Raw genomic sequence first — 17,586 nt, 5'->3', positions numbered from 1 at the left:
CATTCTCCTTTCTTATTAAGTTCGATTAATAATCCACTCATGATTTTTATCATTATTAAATTGCCATTTTTTAATTGGTCCTGCCATGATATTTAAATAATAGCTATCATATCCGTCAGGTACCGAAACTGGATGATACCCTTTCGGCACTAAGACAACGTTTTCATTTTCTACTGTCATCGTTTCATCAATACTTAAATCATCTGTATAAACTCGTTGGAAAATAAATCCTTGTTTTGGATTCATCTCATGATAATATGTTTCTTCCAAAAATGATTCTTCTGGCAAATTATTTTGATCATGTTTATGAGGCGGGTAGCTTGACCAGTTTCCACCATTTGTAAAAACTTCAACAACAATTAATTTATCAGATATCAAACTTTTATCATCCAGAATATTGTGAACCATTCTTTTGTTTTGATATTTTCCTCTATGCTCTACTAAATTATCCTTTGCTGAAATAAATTTTGTAGGTAAATCTTTTGAACTAGGCGCATAGCATAACAAAACTTTTGCAGACGACTCAGAAATAATTTTAAATGTTTTACCACTTGAAAGATAGATGCTATCTGTTGGAATTTTATCAAACACATCTTCTCTTGTTCCAATTTGTTCAAAAGTTTCTTCTTCAGTTAAAACAGTAACTTTACCAGTTAAAATCACTAAGCAAACCTCTAAATCAGTCAGACTCTCACTGTATTCTCCACCTTTTTCAAATACAAGTTGTTTCAGTTCAATATATTCTAATCCATCATTTTCTCTTGTAATATGGTGTCTTTCAACTACGTTCGGAGCAAGTTGATTATTTCGTTGAATTTTTTTTAGATATGACATCAATATTCTCCTTTATTTATATATATCTTCACTTGATAAACGTGCTGTTACCACTTTATTGCGTGTATAGAATTCAACGCCTGCTTTTCCATTTGCAGGTAAGGTTCCATAGAATGACTCTTTCCATCCTGAAAATGGAAACATTGCCATTGGTGCTGGAACTCCAAGATTAATACCTAACATCCCTGCATCAACATTTTCTCTAAAATAACGGATAGCCGAAGCATTATTTGTAAATAAGCAAGCGCCATTGGCAAACACAGATTGATTCGCTATTAAAATACCTTCTTTTAGATCCTTAATTTTGATAACTGATAATACTGGCGCAAAAATTTCTTCCTTCCAGATTTTCATTTCAGTCGTAACATTTTCAAAAATTGTTGGACCAACAAAAAAACCACTCTCATCCATATTTTGGCGACCATCACATATTAATTTTGCTCCTTCTTTAACTCCAGTTTCAATGTATTCGATTGTTCGATTTAAATTTTCTTCACGAATAACTGGTCCTAAAAATACACCATCATCTAAACCATTACCCATTTTGATATCATGAGCTTCTTGCGTCAATTTCTCAATAAATTCATCATAAATTTCTTCCTCAACCGTTACGACTGCAGCTGCCATACATCTCTCACCAGCAGAACCAAATGCAGCACCTACAATAGCAGGGATACTATCATTTAGATTGGCATCATTTAAAACTATTGTATGATTTTTAGCTCCAGTTAAAGACTGAACTCTTTTTAAATGTTTCGAACCTTCAGTGTAAACATATTCACCTACTGGTTGTGAACCCACAAATGAAATACCTTTAATATCTGGATGAGTTAATAAACCGTTTACAACATCATGAGCTCCAAAAACAACATTAAATACTCCTTTAGGAAGACCAGCTTTTTCTAGTAATGAAATAACTTTTTCCATTAACATAGGTGCTTTTTCTGATGGTTTCAATACAACTGTATTTCCAGTTGCAATTGCCATTGGAAACATCCAAAATGGAACCATCATCGGAAAATTAAATGGTGTTATTCCACCAATTACTCCTATTGGATATTTATAAACAGATGCTTCTACATCTGTTGCAATTGAAGATAAATTATCGCCCATCATTAGAGTTGGTGCACTAGCTGCAAATTCTACATTTTCAATTCCTCTTTGAACTTCTCCGTAACTTTCTGTTAGTGCCTTACCGTTCTCAAGAGTAATTAATCTTGCTAACTCATCTCTTGACTCTATTAATAATTGATGAAATTTATACAAAATACGTGCTCGTCGTGGTACTGCTACATTTTTCCATTCTTGAAAAGTACCTTGAGCAACTGCAGCTGCTTTATTCAAATCCTCTAAAGTCGACAAAGGAACTTCACACATTACCTCTTTTGTTGCTGGGTTAACAACTTTTTCATAGGTTGTTGTAGAACTGGCCACCCATTCTCCGTTAATATAGTTCTTCAATTTTCTAATCTCTGACATATTATCCCTCCGGTCTTTTGTTATAGGTTAATTGTAGCGTTTGAGTTTATTTTATCTACATTATGAATGACAATTTTTGTCACTTACAATTGCTAATTTTACTTTGAGAACAAAAAAAGCAACAAAAGCTAGAGAATTTCTAACTTTTGTTACTCTAAAATTTATTTTTTAAGCACTGTCACACATTCCACATGTGATGTTTGTGGGAACATATCAACCGGTTGAACATAATCAGGTGTGTAACCTAATTCTCCATAAAGTTTTAAATCTCTTGCAAATGTTGCTGGGTCACAAGAAACGTAAACAATTTTTTCTGGGTTCATTTCAGCACTTGATTTAATAAAGCTTTCAGTCAAGCCTTTTCTTGGTGGGTCAACTAGGATAACAGTCGGTTTTAGACCTTCTTTTAGCCATTTGTCAAACACAAATTCAGCTTTTCCTACTTCAAACTCAACATTTTCAATACCATTGATTTCAGCATTTTTCTTAGCATCCATAATAGCTTCTTCTACTACTTCAACTCCGTAAACTTTTTTAACTTCTTTAGCTAAAGAAAGTCCGATTGTACCAATACCACAGTATGCATCGATGACAACATCTTCTTTACTTAATTCAGCACGGTCGATAGCTTCTTGGTACAACACTTCTGCTTGAGTTGTGTTGATTTGATAGAATGAACTAGCTGAAATTTGGTATGTATTACCTAATAGCTGATCCTCGATATATTCAGTACCATAAAGACGAACAAATTCTTTACCTAAAATAACATTGTTGTTTTCAGTATGAATACTTTGCATGATTGATTTAACATTAGGAACTGCAGCTACTATTTCTTTACAGATTTCTCCGATTTTAAATAGTTTTTTCTTTTTAGTCACTAACACAATCATTAATTCATCTGTATAATGACCTTTACGAATTACAATATTTCTTAAATGACCTGTTTGTTTTTCTTCATCATAAGGTTTAACATTGTATTGCTCTAGAATTGGTTTGATAGCTAATAAAGCTTCATCAATAGCTGTTTCTTGAATGTAAAAATCTTCAATAGGAATTAAATCATGACTATTTCTTCTAAAGAATCCTAATTCTAATCGTTCATTGATTTTACGGACTGGTATTTGCGCTTTATTACGGTATTTAAATGGTGTTTCCATTCCAATCGTTTCTTTCACTTCAACATCGTCAAAACCACCAATACGTGTGACAGCTTTTTTAACTTGCTCTTTTTTGAATTCTAATTGAGCCTCGTAGCTCATGTGGGCTAAAGGAGCAATTCCTGTACGGATTAAATCAGCATCAACATCTTCAACACGATTTTCACTTTTCTTTTTCCATTGTAGGACTTTACCATAAGCGAATTTTTTAGTTGTTTTTAATACTCGTACTTCAACTTCTTCTCCAACAATAGCATTTTCTACAAAAATTGGGTAGAAGTCTACTTTACCAACACCGCGTCCATCATGTGTCATATCTTCGATTGTTAGCCATACCTTGTCATTTTTTACTACAGGTAATTCTTTTTTAGTTTTAGTCATTATTTTCTTCCTCTTCTTTTACTCATCTCCAGAAACTTTTCCATCTCCATCAATGTCTTCATTGGTTAATTGTTCTAATTCTTTTATAAAATAATCAGAAGCTTCTTCCATGTCTCCAGAGACAGCGGAATCTGGAATCTCATCTAAATTAGCATATATTTCAATATGCTGTTTTAGATTTTCAAATGTCATAGGAGCATCTCCACCATATTCACCATCTAAGTTAATCATCATTCTAAAGTCATCATCTAATGATTCGGCATAAAGTTTTGATGTTTTAGTGTAGATTAAACGGTTATCATTAACATGCTTGCCGCCATTCATCATTAAGCCAATTAAATGCATTATTTCTAAAATATTAGCTGTTTTTACTATAATTAATGAAAATTTACCATCATCTAATTGTGCATCTGGAGCAATTTGCTCAAACCCACCAATTGAATTAGTTAATCCTAAAAAGAACATGGACGCTTTTCCAATGTATTCTCCCTCATCATAAACTAATTTCATGTTAATTGGCTTAACGCGTGGTAACATTTCAGCACCCTTAACCAGATACGCTAAGTAACCAAAAACACTTTTAAGTTGAGAAGGTACTTCATAAGTTAATTCCGTTAAGTACCCTCCTGCTCCAATATTCATAAAGTAAGTATCTCCAGCTTTACCAATATCAGACTTAATCGTTTGATTTTTTAACATAACCTCTGCTGCTTTAACAACGTTGTCTCTTGGAATGTGAAGAGCTCGTGCAAAATCATTTGTCGTTCCACCTGGGATAATACCCATTTTAGGGCGTTTTTCAAGTGGTGCGATACCATTAATAACTTCATTAATGGTACCATCTCCTCCTGCTGCTACAATCAAATCAAATCCTGCTAAAGCACAACGTTCTGCTTCATTTTTTGCTGAAAAAGGTTCTGGAGTTGTCGCGTAAGCACTTGATTCATACCCAGCTTGCTCCATCACATTTAAGATATCAGCTAGATTTTTCTTTAGGATTTCTTTTCCAGACGTTGGGTTGTAAATTAGTCTTGCTTTCATGGTCTTACTCCTTCTATTAACGAATTATCGTTTTGATAATTCTTCACTAAGTAGTTTGTTAACAACTCCAGGGTTTCCTTTTCCTTTAGTTGCTTTCATAATTTGTCCGACTAAGAAACCATGTGCACGGCCTTTACCATTTTTAAAATCTTCAATAGATTGAGCATTATTATCTAAAATCTCATTGATAATTGGTAATAATTGAGCCGGATCTGACAATTGAACTAATCCTTTTGCTTCAACCACTTCTTTTGCATCTCCACCATTTTCAATCAATTCTTTAAATACTTTTTTAGCAATCTTAGAACTGATTGTCCCATCAGCGATTAAATTAATCATTCCTGCTAGATTATTTGGTGTTAGTTTTGTTTCTAATAATTCTAATCTTTCACTGTTTAAGTAAGCCGATACTTCTCCCATTAACCAGTTGGAAGCTTGTTTAGCATCTGCACCTTCTGAAATAGTTGCATCAAAGAAATCTGACATATCACGAGATAGAGTTAATACCATTGCATCATATTCTGGTAAACCTAACTCTTCTACATAACGAGTTCTTCTTGCTGCTGGAAGTTCTGGAATACTTTGGCGAACTTCTTCAACCCACTCATCAGAAATTTCAATACGGGGAACATCTGGTTCTGGGAAGTAACGGTAATCACTTGCCCCTTCTTTAACACGCATTAAAATTGTCGTTTTCGTTGCTTCATCGTATTTTCTTGTTTCTTGTTGAATCACTCCGCCAGAAAGTAAAACTTTAGCTTGGCGTTTTTCTTCATGAATTAATCCCATTTTTACATTGTTTAATGAGTTTAAGTTCTTAAGTTCAGCTTTTGTTCCGAATTCTTCTTGACCATAAGGACGTAAAGAAATATTAGCATCACAACGCATTGAACCTTCTTCCATTTTCACATCACTTACGCCTGAGAATTGAATAATCGAACGGATAGCTTCTAAATAAGCATAAGCTTCTTCAGGGTTTCTCATATCAGCTTCTGATACAATCTCAATCAATGGCGTTCCTTGACGGTTTAAATCAACATATGAATAACCATCAGTTCCATGGATATTTTTACCTGCATCTTCTTCTAAATGCACGCGTTCAATACGAATAATTTTCTTTTTACCTTCGACTTCAATTTCAATCCAACCATCATGGCCAATTGGCTCATCAGCTTGAGAAATTTGGTAAGCTTTAGGATTATCTGGGTAAAAATAGTTTTTACGGTCAAAGTGAGTGCTTTGAGAAATCGTACAGTTTAATGCTAAAGCCGCACGCATACCAAATTCTAAAGCTCCTTTATTCATAACTGGTAAAACACCAGGCATACTAAAATCAATAACGTTTGTATTCGTATTTGGATCTGCACCAAACTCAGCAGCTGAAGGTGAGAAAATTTTAGAATTTGTTTTTAATTCTACATGGACTTCTAATCCAATAACTGTTTCAAAATTCATTATGCTTTCCCTCCTAAAATAACTGGTTTTTGTTTGTGGAATTCAGTTGCTTTTTCAAAGGCATCTGCCACTTGATAAATCTTTTCTTCTTCAAAATAGTTACCAATTAATTGTAACCCAATAGGCATTCCTTCTGAAAATCCACAAGGAATACTTATTCCTGGTAAACCAGCCAAGTTAACTGGAATCGTTAAAACATCTCTCATGTAAGCTGTAACTGGATCATCTTTATCTGATCCAAAATCATGAGCAATTGTTGGTGAAACAGGACCTAAAATTAAATCGTAATCAGCAAATACTTTTTTAAAGTCTTCAACGATTAAAGTTCTAACTTGTCCCGCTTTTTTAAAGTAAGCATCATAGAATCCCGCACTTAATGAGAATGAGCCTAACATGATACGACGTTTAACTTCCTCACCAAAGCCTTCAGAACGAGAGTTAACGTACACATCATCTAAGTTAGTAATATTTTCAGAACGGTAACCATAACGAATACCATCAAAACGTTGTAAGTTTGATGATGCTTCAGATGAAGCAATAATATAGTACACTTGAACGCCATATTTAGAATGAGGTAAGCTTATTTCTTCAACAGTTGCACCTAAATGGCGTAATGTTTCAATAGCTTCTTCAACTGATTTTTTAACTTCTGGATTAACGCCATCAGTCATAAATTCTTTTGGTACACCAATTTTCATACCTTTAATGTCTTGTCCAATCAGGCCAGAAAAATCTGGAACCACTTGTTTTGAGCTAGTGCCATCTTTAACATCATGGCCTGAAATAGCATTTAATACTAACGCATTGTCTTCAACTGTACGAGTCATTGGACCAATTTGGTCTAAACTTGAAGAAAAGGCAATTAAACCGTAACGTGAGATACGTCCATAAGTTGGTTTTAATCCTACAATCCCAGTATATGATGCAGGTTGTCTAATAGAACCACCTGTATCTGAACCTAAAGAAGCTGGAATTTGACCTGCTGCAACAGCAGCTGCAGAACCACCAGAAGAACCACCTGGTACTTTTTCTGAATTCCAAGGATTAACTGTTTTCTTGAAGTAAGATGTTTCAGTTCCAGAACCCATAGCAAACTCATCCATGTTTAATTTACCAACTGGAATCATCCCGTTGTCATAAATTTTTGTCATAACAGTTGCATCATAAGGAGGTTCAAAGTTATATAACATTTTACTTGCTGCTGTCGTTAATAAATCTTTAGTCACGATATTATCTTTAATTCCAATTGGAATACCAGCTAAAGGTTTAGTCGCATCTGGTCCTTTGGCATCTAGTTCTTTAGCAAGTTCTAAAGACTTAGCTTCATTTAACGTAATGAATGAACCAATTTGATCCTCAGTTTCTTTAATACGAGAAAAAGTAGATTCTACTACTTCTGTTACTGACACGTCTTTATTTTGAATTTTATTTGATAATTCTTTTAATGTTAAGTTGTATAGTTCAGTCATTATGCGCCAGCCTCCCCATTGTCCATAATTGCAGGTACTTTAATAAATCCATCTTTTGTTTCAGGAACGTTTTTCAATAGTTCATCACGTGACTCACCTTTAACAGCTACATCTTCACGTAACACACTGATTTCTGAAACAACATTAGAAGTAAAAGGGACTCCTGTTGTATCAACTTCACCTAATTCTTCTACCATATCAATAATTTTCCCCATTTGAGAAGTAAATAATTCTAATTCTTCTTCTTTAAAAGCTAGCTTTGATAAAGCTGCAACTTTTTTAACTTCTTCTTTCGAAATTACCATTACATATTCGCTCCTTCATCTATCTATTTACAAGATATTCCTATCCTATTTTAGTCAACTTTTGTACTATTTTCAATGGCTTCTACCATTTGACTCTCATTCCAGATAGTTATTTCTAATTTTTCAGCCTTTTCTAACTTACTTCCAGCTTCTTCACCAGCTACAACAATATCTGTTTTTTTAGAGACGCTGCCTGTTACTTTACCGCCTAAAGCTTCAATTTTCTCTTTAGCTTCATTACGGTTAAAATGAGTTAGTTTACCCGTTAAGACAACTACTTTATCTTTAAACGGAGAATCTACAGCTGCTAAATCTGCTGCAGTTTGCCCTAAGTACTTAGTGTTAACACCTGCTCGTTTCAGTTCTGCTATTAGATTTTTAACTTCTTCATTAGCAAAATATTTATCAATGCTGTCCGCAATAACTGGCCCAATTGTATCAATAGCGTTGATAGTCTCTTTATCGGCTACCATTATTTCTTCTATTGTAATGAATTCTTCAGCAATCAGTTTAGCAGCCTTTGCTCCAACATGTTGAATACCTAAACCAAATAATAATTTTTCTAAAGAATTCCCTTTACTTTGAGCAATAGCTGTCAAAATGTTATTGGCAGATTTTTCTTTTATTTTATCTAAAGTTAATAATTCTTCTTCGGTTACAAAATATAAATCCGCCACATTTTTAATGATTTCTTTGTCATACATCTGCTCTAAAACACGAGGTCCTAAACCATCAATACTCATAGCGTTACGGGATACAAAATGGTTTAATCCTTCTTTGATTTGAGCAGGACACATTGGATTCATACATCTTAATGCCACTTCAGACTCAATTCGTTCTAACTCAGACTCACAAGTCGGACAATGAGTAGGGAAAACATAAGCTTCACTCTCTTCACTCCGTTTATCTACTAGTACACGAGTTACTTCAGGAATAATATCTCCTGCTTTATGAATCATCACGTAATCAAGTAATCTAATATCTTTTTCAGCAATCAAATCTACATTATGAAGACTTGCTCGTGCTACAGTTGTTCCTGCAAGTTGAACTGGATCCATTACAGCAGTTGGTGTCACAACACCCGTTCTTCCAACTGTCCATTCGACATCACGAATCACCGTTTCAGCTTCTTCAGCTGGAAATTTATAAGCAATAGCCCATCTAGGAGCTTTAACCGTAAACCCAATGTCTTGTTGAGCTGCAAAGTCATTAACTTTAATAACAATACCGTCAATTTCATAATCTAATTCATGACGTTTATCTCTGAAGTTTTCTATGTAATCCCATACCTCATCAATTGACTGACATAGTTTACGTTCGTTATTAATCTTCAAGCCTAATTTTTCTAAAGCTATTAAAGAGTCATTTTGACTATTAAAATCAAATCCACTTGTATCAGCAACTGTATAAATAAAAGTACTCAAGTTTCTTTTAGCGGCAACTTTTGGGTCTAATTGTCTTAAACTCCCTGCAGCTGCATTACGGGGATTGGCAAAAACATTCTCACCTTCCGCCTCACGAGCTTCATTCAACTCGAAAAATGATTTTTTCGGCATGTAACATTCACCACGAACTTCAATATTTAAAGGTTCATTTAACTTTAGAGGAATCGATTTAATGGTTTTTAAATTGTGTGTAATATCTTCACCAATAACACCATCACCACGTGTTGCTCCTTGAATAAATCTACCTTCTTCGTAACGAAGATTAATAGCTAAACCATCTATTTTAAGTTCAACCATATATTGAATAGGTTGAGTCGTTAATTTTTTTAATCTATTATCAAAATCGATTAAATCATTTTTATTAAAAGCATTGTTTAAGCTCATCATGGGTACATTATGTGTGACTTTAGAAAAACTAGCTAAAACCTCTCCACCTATTCGTTGCGTAATTGAATCAGATAAAATAAGTTCTTGATGTGCTTCTTCTAAAGCAACTAATTCATGGTAAACTTTGTCATACTCTGAATCTTCTACTTTAGGAGCATCTTTAACATAATAATCATGAGCCCATTCGACTAATTGCTGATTCAGCTCGGTCATTTTTAATTGAATGTCTTTTTTATCCAATTGATTTTCAACTCCTTAAGATTAATCCACTTTTGTTATGGGAGCAAAAGCTGCTAATAAACGTTTAATACCTTGTTGTGGGAAAGCAATATCTAATTCCAAATCTTTACTAGAACCACTTACTTTTACCACGGTACCAACACCCCATTTTTTGTGTTCCGCTTTGTCTCCTGGTTTCCAAGCCGCTCCTTCTCCACCTGTTTGAACCTTATTAGAAACAACTTTCACATCAGGTTGAACGTAGGTTGAACGAGCTCGTCTTTCACCAATTGGACTTTGTCTAGAAACCTTATTTTCTTGTCCGAATTGAGTCATAACATTTTCGTCAATTTCAGCTAAGAAACGAGAGGCTCTATTGTATTGAGTACGTCCGTAAAGAGTTCGACTAAAAGCATTCGTCAAGTATAACTGCTCTTCAGCTCTTGTAATTCCAACATAAGCTAAGCGACGCTCTTCTTCCAATTCATCTTCTGATTCCATCGCGCGATTTAATGGGAAAATGCCTTCTTCCATCCCCATTAAAAAGACATATGGAAATTCCAAACCTTTTGCGGCATGAAGGGTCATGAATGTTACTTGACTTTGACCTTCTTCTAAAGAATCAATATCAGAAACTAGAGCTAAATCATTTAAGAAGAGGGTTAATTTATTTGGTCCTTCTTCCTCAGATTCAGTTTCATCTGTCACATCATATTCTCCTGCTTCAAATCGTTTATCAAACTCTTGAGTAACTGTTAAGAACTCATCTAAGTTTTCTAATCTCGTTTGTGACTCTAAAGTATTTTGACGTTTTAAATCACCACGATAATCACTTTTATCTAATACCTCTTCAACTAATTCTGTCACTGTTAAGAAGGGTATCATTTGCTTAAAGTCTTGAATCATAGCACCAAATCCTGCGATTTCATTACGTGCTTTTCCAGTGATGTTAGTTAAATCAACGTCAATTGCCGCATGCAAAAGCGACCATTCATGAATTTCTGCAAAATCACGTAGCTTTTGAACTGTTCCAGGACCAATTCCTCTTTTAGGAACATTAACTACTCGCTCAAAACTTAAGGAATCCATTTCGTTTGAAATCACATTTAGATACGCTAAAATATCACGAATCTCTTTTCGGTCGTAGAACTTATGACCTCCAACCATTTTGTAAGGTATATTAGCTTTTAAAAAGGTTTCCTCCACTACACGACTCATAGCATTTGTTCGGTAAAGGACACAGAAATCACCATATTTTTTACCTTGCTCAGCTACTAACTTTTGTATATTCCCCACAATAAAACGTGTCTCATCACGTTCTGTTTCACCGCGGTAATATATTATTTTTTCACCATCTTCATTATCTGTCCAAAGATCTTTTTTCTTACGATTGCCATTATTTTCAATCACACTATTAGCAGCTTGAAGAATATTTTTAGTAGAACGATAATTTTGTTCAAGTAAAATCGTTGTAGCGTCTGGATAATCTTTCTCAAAATCTAAAATATTTTGCATATCCGCTCCACGCCAACCATAAATACTTTGGTCAGCATCCCCTACAACACATAAATTATTGAAGCGTTTTGCTAACATATTAACTAACGTATATTGCGCATGGTTGGTATCTTGGTACTCATCCACATGAATGTATTGAAATTTATTTTGATAATATCTTAAAACATCTGGACTTGTCTGAAGCAAACGAATCGTTAACATAATTAAATCATCAAAATCCATTGATTGGTTTTGACGCAATTCTTTTTGATATCGTTTGTAACAAGTAGCTACTATTTTTTCAAAGAAACCTGTATAACGTTCTGCGTACAACTCCGGCGTTAACAATTCATTCTTAGCATTACTAATCGCACCAATCATACTTCGAGGATCATACTTTTTAGGATCAATATTCTCTTCTTTTAAGATACGTTTCATTAAGGTTAATTGATCACTACTATCTAAAATTGTAAAATTACGATTATAACCAATCACATCAACATCTCGTCGTAACATTCGAACACACATTGAGTGAAAAGTAGATACCCAAACGTCTTCTCCTTCACTCCCTAAGATGTTAACAACTCTATCTTTCATCTCTCGAGCAGCTTTATTAGTAAAGGTAATAGCTAGAATGTTCCATGGATTTACGTCTTTTTCTTTAATAATATAAGCAATTCGGTGAGTTAAGACTCTTGTTTTTCCACTGCCTGCTCCTGCCATTATTAAAAGTGGCCCGTTGGTATGCATGACAGCTTCTTTTTGTTTATCATTTAGGCCTTTTATTAGACTATTTACATGACTCATTTTGTGCGAACACCCTTTCTTATTACATCTTTTCTATTATAGCAAAAAACATCTGAAATATCTTTGAAAATGAGAATAAAATCCTGATTTGCATTAAGTTAATACTTTGGTTAAGATAATAAAGAATAAAAATTATTTTGGAGGAATTATTCATGAAAAAACTTATTTTAGGCCTTGTCCTTTCTTCATTCTTAATGGTTGGAGCTGGTTGTTCTACAAACAATGAAACAACAACAGTTTCAACAAGTTCTTCACAGCAACAAACAGAAATGAAAGTAACTATCACTTTAGTAGAAGATGAAAAAGAAGTTACTTCTAAAGAAGTTGAAGTTTCAGAAAAAGATTCTGTTTTAGACATTTTAAAAGCCAATTTTGATGTCAAAGAAGATGGTGGATTTGTTACTTCCATCGATGGGAAAGAGCAGGATGCTAAAGCTAATAAATATTGGATGTACTACATTAATGACAAAGAAGCAGATAAAGGTGCCGCTGATATGACCGTTTCGGATTCAGATAAAATCGAATGGCGCTTAAATGAATTTAAATAAATCTGTTAGATGGCTTACAACAGCAGCTCTTATGAGTGCGGCTAGTTTTACAGGTAGGCTTTTATTTCAATCAATCCCTAACGTTCAGCCTTTAACAACGATTATTATTATTTGCACTTTAGTTTTTGGCTTTTATTTTGGCAGCACTGTTGCCGTTCTATCCATTATGATTTCCAATTTATTTTTAGGAATGGGTATTTGGACTTTCGCACAAATCGCTGCTTTTTTATCAATTTGCTTGATCACATTTTTATTAAGGTCACTTTTAAATAAAATGCCTTTAATAGTTCTAGCCATTTTTGCTGGATTAATGGGTTACTTTTTTGGTTTCATTATTTCCTTAGTTCAAGCACCCTTCTTTGGAATTCAAAAATTTTGGATTTATTATCTACAAGGAGTTTCCTTTGATACCTTTCATGCAGTAGGGAATTTTTTGTTTTTTATTATTCTATATCCTGTTTTAGTTCCCTTATTAAAGAAAGTTGATATATAAAAATAGTCTGTTTTAGTTTCAAAAAGAACTAAAACAGACTATTTTATTTGAACTCTACATAAAATAGTATTAATCTATCATTTTCTTGAATTCTCTCACTCTTAAATTCATCTTGTTTATCACTATAACTTGATAAACTACCATCTTTATTATCCACAAACTTAGCTAATAAATGTTTTTTAGGTAATTCACTTTGCCTTTCTCCCGGCATAGCAAAACTAGCTCCCGTCCAGTCATTTAGTTTAAGTTCCGTTAAATCATATCCACTTTTCATAACAGCACCATTCAAAGTATCAAACGAAACGGATAATTTTTTACTATCTTCAGAAATCCCCCAATGAAAAACACCATTCATATCATTTTTTTGTTCATCCTGAATCATTGAAAAGACTTCGTCATGTTTTTTTAGTTCTCCTTTTTCATAGTAATCTAAAAAAACAGTCATTTCCTTTCCTTTATCATTATTTATTTCAAAACCACCATTATGTGCAAATAGTAAATCTAAAAATCCATCTGTTTTTTTTAAAGTACGCATAGTAGCATTGGGTAAACCTTTTACTTTTGGATTATCTTTATTACTAAAGTCAATATAATTAAAATGAATTAAAACTCCTAGAGCGACTATAGTAGATATAAGAATAAAGGATAGTAAACTTAAAACAATTCCTACACCCGTTCTTTTATAATTAGCTTTTCTAACTATTTTTTTGAATTCTTTTTCATTAAATTCCATAATTTTCATCCTCCTTTTTCAAATAAATTGCTTTCAATTTTTTTCTAGCCCGATATAGTTCGGTTCTCAAGCTTTCCTCAGGTCTATTTAGAATAAATCCAATTTCTTTAAAGGATAATTTTTGTTCATACTTCATTAATAATAAATTTACCTCTTTAGAAGATAGTTCTTCCAATGAAGCATATAGAATTGAATAATCTGCCTCAACGATGGTTATGTCAAAATCAGTATGAAAGTATCGTTCTATTATTTCATCGTATCTTTTTTTCCTTTTATATAAATTGTAAAATGAATTCAACGCAACTTTATACAACCAACTTCTTATTTTTTCAGAAGGAATAACGTTATCGATTTCAAGTAATTTTATGATAGCCTCTTGAACAATATCCTGAGAATCTTCAATAGATGATCCATTTTTCACTAAGAATTTTATTATTTCGTTAGATAACTCAAATAGATATTGTTCATAATGATTTAGCTTCACTTCATCCCTCCTCTACTTATATAACAATCGTTAATCAAAAATGTGAACAACTTATTATCTATTTATCATAACAAAAAAGGCAATGAAAACCGATTAGTTTTCATTGCCTTTTAGTTTTTCAATTAATTTCAAATACTTACTATATTATTTCTTAAAAATACCAAATGGTTTACCAACAGGTAAGAATGTTTTTCCAAAATGTGTATTTAAAACTGCAGCCCCACAACCATAAAATGAGACTACTGAAATACCTAATTCAGAATACGCTGCTAAATGATGCATAGCATCTTCCATAATACCTAAAGTAGTTCCTGCTAATCCAATAAATAAAAAGTCGATTAAAACAAAAATGGTGAATAAAACTTTATGAGTTTCCATAGCTCCAATAGTCATAAATAACGTAAAGATTAAGTAACCTACAAAAGCAATTCCTAATTGTTTTGAATCAGCATTAGCTGCCAAAGTTTCTCCAAATACACCGTTTTGAATCAACCATGAGAATCCCATAGCATACCAAAAGAATCCATAAGCAGCAAAAGCTGTTGCTCCAAATGTATTATTGTGTTTAAAATCATATGCTGCTGCCATTAATTGCGCGGAAGCCCCTAAAAAGATTGCCCATGGTAATACTAGGGACACCTCTGATGTAAAACCTAATTTTTGTGATGATGCGACTAAAGTTACCATAGCCAGTCCAAATAGCCCTAATGCAGATGGATCTGCTACAACTACTTTAATTTTTTTCTCGTTCATATTTTCCTCCGATACCAACTTTATCTTCTGTCTAACTTGATTCATTCATGCTGACAATTTAATATACATAACATTCTGAATCTTTTCATTATTTTTCAGTAATTCTCATAATATTTTCATATTATCAAAATAAAAAACCAACAAAGATAAACAATGTTGGTTTTTCTGATATTTAATAATTATTCAGCTGATTTTTTCTTTTTAGCTGCTTTTTCACGTTCAGATTTGTTTAAGATTTGTTTTCTTAAACGAATACTTTCTGGCGTTACTTCACAGAATTCATCGTCATTTAAGAATTGTAATGACTCTTCTAAAGAAAGAATTTTTGGTTTTTTGATAACTGAAGTTTGGTCTTTGTTAGCAGAACGAACGTTAGTCATTTGTTTTGCTTTAGTAATGTTAACACCTAAGTCATTTTCACGAGAGTTTTGACCAACGATCATACCTTCGTATACTTCTGTACCTGGAGCAACAAAAACTGTTCCACGTTCTTCAATACTCATAATACTATAAGTAGTTGCTTTACCTTGGTCGATAGAAACTAAGGCACCATTACGACGACCACTTACTAATCCAGAAATAACTGGTAAGTAAGAATCAAATGTATGGTTCATAATTCCGTAACCACGAGTTAATGACATGAATTCAGTTGAGTAACCAATTAATCCACGAGCTGGTGCTAAGAAGATTAAACGTACTTGACCATTTCCGTTATTAATCATATCTTGCATTTCAGCTTTACGAGTACCTAATGACTCGATAACGCCACCCATGTATTCTTCAGGAGTATCAATTTGAACTCTTTCAAATGGCTCACATACAGTTCCGTCAATATTACGGTAGATAACTGTTGGACGAGATACTTGTAACTCGAATCCTTCACGACGCATGTTTTCGATTAAAATTGATAAGTGAAGTTCTCCACGACCTGAAACAGTCCATTTATCTGGAGATTCAGTTTCTTCAACTTTTAATGAAACGTCTGTTTGTAATTGGTTTTGTAATCTTTCTTCAATTTTTCTAGCAGTAACATATTTACCTTCGCGGCCTGCAAATGGTGAATTGTTTACTAAGAAAGTCATTTGAAGTGTTGGCTCATCAATAAATAATACTGGTAAAGCTTCTTGATGTTCAACTGGTGTAACAGTTTCCCCAACGAAGATATCTTCCATACCAGAAACGGCAATTAAATCTCCTGATTTAGCTTCTTGAATTTCAACACGTTCTAAACCTAAGAAACCTAATAATTTAGTAACACGGAATTTCTTAACTTCGCCATCAAGTTTCATTAAGGCAACTTGGTCACCTACTTTGATTGTTCCACGGAATACACGACCAATACCAATACGTCCAACGTAATCATTGTAATCTAGTAATGATACTTGGAATTGTAATGGCTCATCGCTATTATCAACTGGAGCTGGAATATGATCTAAAATAGCATCATAAATATAATCCATTGTTTCTTCTTGATCTGCTGGGTTATCTGATGGACTAGATGTTCCATTTACAGCTGAAGCGTAAACTACTGGGAATTCTAATTGCTCATCATCAGCACCTAATTCAATTAATAATTCTAATACTTCATCCACTACTTCTTCTGGACGAGCAGTTGGTTTATCAATTTTATTAACAACCACGATTGGTGTTAATTTTTGCTCTAAAGCTTTTTTAAGTACAAAACGTGTTTGAGGCATAGTACCTTCATAAGCATCTACGACTAAAACAACACCGTCTACCATTTTCATGATACGTTCAACTTCTCCACCAAAGTCCGCATGTCCTGGTGTATCTAAGATGTTGATGTGTTTGTCTTTATAGTTAATGGCAGTATTTTTAGCTAAGATTGTGATTCCACGCTCTTGCTCGATTTCACCTGAGTCCATTGCACGTTCTTGGATTTGTTGGTGACCATCTAATGTATCAGACTGTTTTAATAATTCGTTAACCAATGTTGTTTTACCGTGGTCAACGTGGGCAATAATTGCCACATTACGAATATCTTCTCTTAATTTCACTATTGTAGATTCTCCTCACTCTTATAAACCAATTAGATAAACGATTTTATCTAATTTTACCGACTAGTCATTATAACAAAAAAA

Annotated in this window: 15 protein-coding genes; 2 read left to right on the top strand and 13 right to left on the bottom strand. The window is 33.5% G+C overall.

The genetic code is table 11. The features are described from left to right. Positions 1-15: 15 nt before the first annotated feature. The 9 genes from iolB to pcrA all read right to left on the bottom strand — a co-directional run bounded on the left by iolB (position 16) and on the right by pcrA (position 12,473). A complete protein-coding gene (gene iolB / locus ACODH8_RS02815; RefSeq protein ID WP_332466082.1) occupies positions 16-834 on the bottom strand; it encodes a 5-deoxy-glucuronate isomerase in 819 nt (272 codons plus the stop codon). 12 nt (positions 835-846) lie between these two features. Continuing rightward, positions 847-2,313: a CoA-acylating methylmalonate-semialdehyde dehydrogenase gene (locus ACODH8_RS02810; protein WP_332466081.1), complete on the bottom strand. Its 1,467-nt coding sequence runs from the start codon at positions 2,311-2,313 to the stop codon at positions 847-849. A 161-nt stretch (positions 2,314-2,474) separates the two neighbouring features. Then, on the bottom strand, positions 2,475-3,851 hold the full coding sequence (rlmD, locus tag ACODH8_RS02805) for a 23S rRNA (uracil(1939)-C(5))-methyltransferase RlmD (protein WP_332466080.1): 1,377 nt from the start codon (positions 3,849-3,851) through the stop codon (positions 2,475-2,477). 18 nt (positions 3,852-3,869) lie between these two features. Further along, positions 3,870-4,892: a diacylglycerol kinase gene (locus tag ACODH8_RS02800; RefSeq protein WP_332466079.1), complete on the bottom strand. Its 1,023-nt coding sequence runs from the start codon at positions 4,890-4,892 to the stop codon at positions 3,870-3,872. Between the two features lie 24 nt (positions 4,893-4,916). Then, complete coding sequence (gene gatB / locus ACODH8_RS02795; protein WP_332466078.1) at positions 4,917-6,347, bottom strand: Asp-tRNA(Asn)/Glu-tRNA(Gln) amidotransferase subunit GatB; 1,431 nt, start codon at positions 6,345-6,347, stop codon at positions 4,917-4,919. Further along, positions 6,347-7,816, bottom strand: coding sequence for an Asp-tRNA(Asn)/Glu-tRNA(Gln) amidotransferase subunit GatA (gatA, locus tag ACODH8_RS02790; RefSeq protein ID WP_332466077.1), 1,470 nt, complete (start codon positions 7,814-7,816; stop codon positions 6,347-6,349). Before gatA ends, gatB begins: the two co-directional genes overlap by 1 nt. Then, the gene (gatC, locus tag ACODH8_RS02785; protein WP_332466076.1) at positions 7,816-8,121 is read right to left on the bottom strand and encodes an Asp-tRNA(Asn)/Glu-tRNA(Gln) amidotransferase subunit GatC; all 306 of its coding nucleotides are present in this window, start codon (positions 8,119-8,121) and stop codon (positions 7,816-7,818) included. Before gatC ends, gatA begins: the two co-directional genes overlap by 1 nt. A 50-nt stretch (positions 8,122-8,171) precedes the next feature. Continuing rightward, positions 8,172-10,166: an NAD-dependent DNA ligase LigA gene (gene ligA / locus ACODH8_RS02780; RefSeq protein WP_332466231.1), complete on the bottom strand. Its 1,995-nt coding sequence runs from the start codon at positions 10,164-10,166 to the stop codon at positions 8,172-8,174. A gap of 48 nt (positions 10,167-10,214) precedes the next feature. Continuing rightward, positions 10,215-12,473, bottom strand: coding sequence for a DNA helicase PcrA (pcrA, locus tag ACODH8_RS02775; protein WP_332466075.1), 2,259 nt, complete (start codon positions 12,471-12,473; stop codon positions 10,215-10,217). Between the two features lie 152 nt (positions 12,474-12,625). On the opposite strand from pcrA, the gene ACODH8_RS02770 reads away from it, so the two are divergent. Together ACODH8_RS02770 and ACODH8_RS02765 are read left to right on the top strand one after the other, a co-directional pair. Then, positions 12,626-13,021 (top strand): DUF4430 domain-containing protein, encoded by a 396-nt coding sequence (locus tag ACODH8_RS02770; RefSeq protein WP_332466074.1) that lies wholly within the window; start codon positions 12,626-12,628, stop codon positions 13,019-13,021. Beyond that, positions 13,008-13,514, top strand: a complete 507-nt coding sequence (locus tag ACODH8_RS02765; RefSeq protein WP_332466073.1) for an ECF transporter S component — start codon at positions 13,008-13,010, stop codon at positions 13,512-13,514. Before ACODH8_RS02770 ends, ACODH8_RS02765 begins: the two co-directional genes overlap by 14 nt. Positions 13,515-13,557: 43 nt before the next feature. Here the strand turns inward: ACODH8_RS02765 and ACODH8_RS02760 are convergent, their stop codons facing one another. From ACODH8_RS02760 to typA, 4 genes are all read right to left on the bottom strand, one after another. Further along, on the bottom strand, positions 13,558-14,247 hold the full coding sequence (locus tag ACODH8_RS02760) for a hypothetical protein (protein ID WP_332466072.1): 690 nt from the start codon (positions 14,245-14,247) through the stop codon (positions 13,558-13,560). Then, positions 14,237-14,731, bottom strand: a complete 495-nt coding sequence (locus tag ACODH8_RS02755) for a sigma-70 family RNA polymerase sigma factor (protein ID WP_332466071.1) — start codon at positions 14,729-14,731, stop codon at positions 14,237-14,239. The genes ACODH8_RS02760 and ACODH8_RS02755 overlap by 11 nt, the downstream gene beginning before the upstream one ends. 144 nt (positions 14,732-14,875) lie before the next feature. After that, positions 14,876-15,484 (bottom strand): acetate uptake transporter, encoded by a 609-nt coding sequence (locus tag ACODH8_RS02750; protein ID WP_332465755.1) that lies wholly within the window; start codon positions 15,482-15,484, stop codon positions 14,876-14,878. 179 nt (positions 15,485-15,663) lie between these two features. Then, positions 15,664-17,502: a translational GTPase TypA gene (gene typA / locus ACODH8_RS02745; protein WP_332465756.1), complete on the bottom strand. Its 1,839-nt coding sequence runs from the start codon at positions 17,500-17,502 to the stop codon at positions 15,664-15,666. Positions 17,503-17,586: the final 84 nt, after the last annotated feature.

This window comes from Vagococcus fluvialis (assembly GCF_048815235.1).
In the GTDB taxonomy this organism is placed as follows: domain Bacteria; phylum Bacillota; class Bacilli; order Lactobacillales; family Vagococcaceae; genus Vagococcus.
Note: the sequence above shows the minus strand (reverse complement) of the source record. Positions and strands in the feature narration are given on the sequence as shown.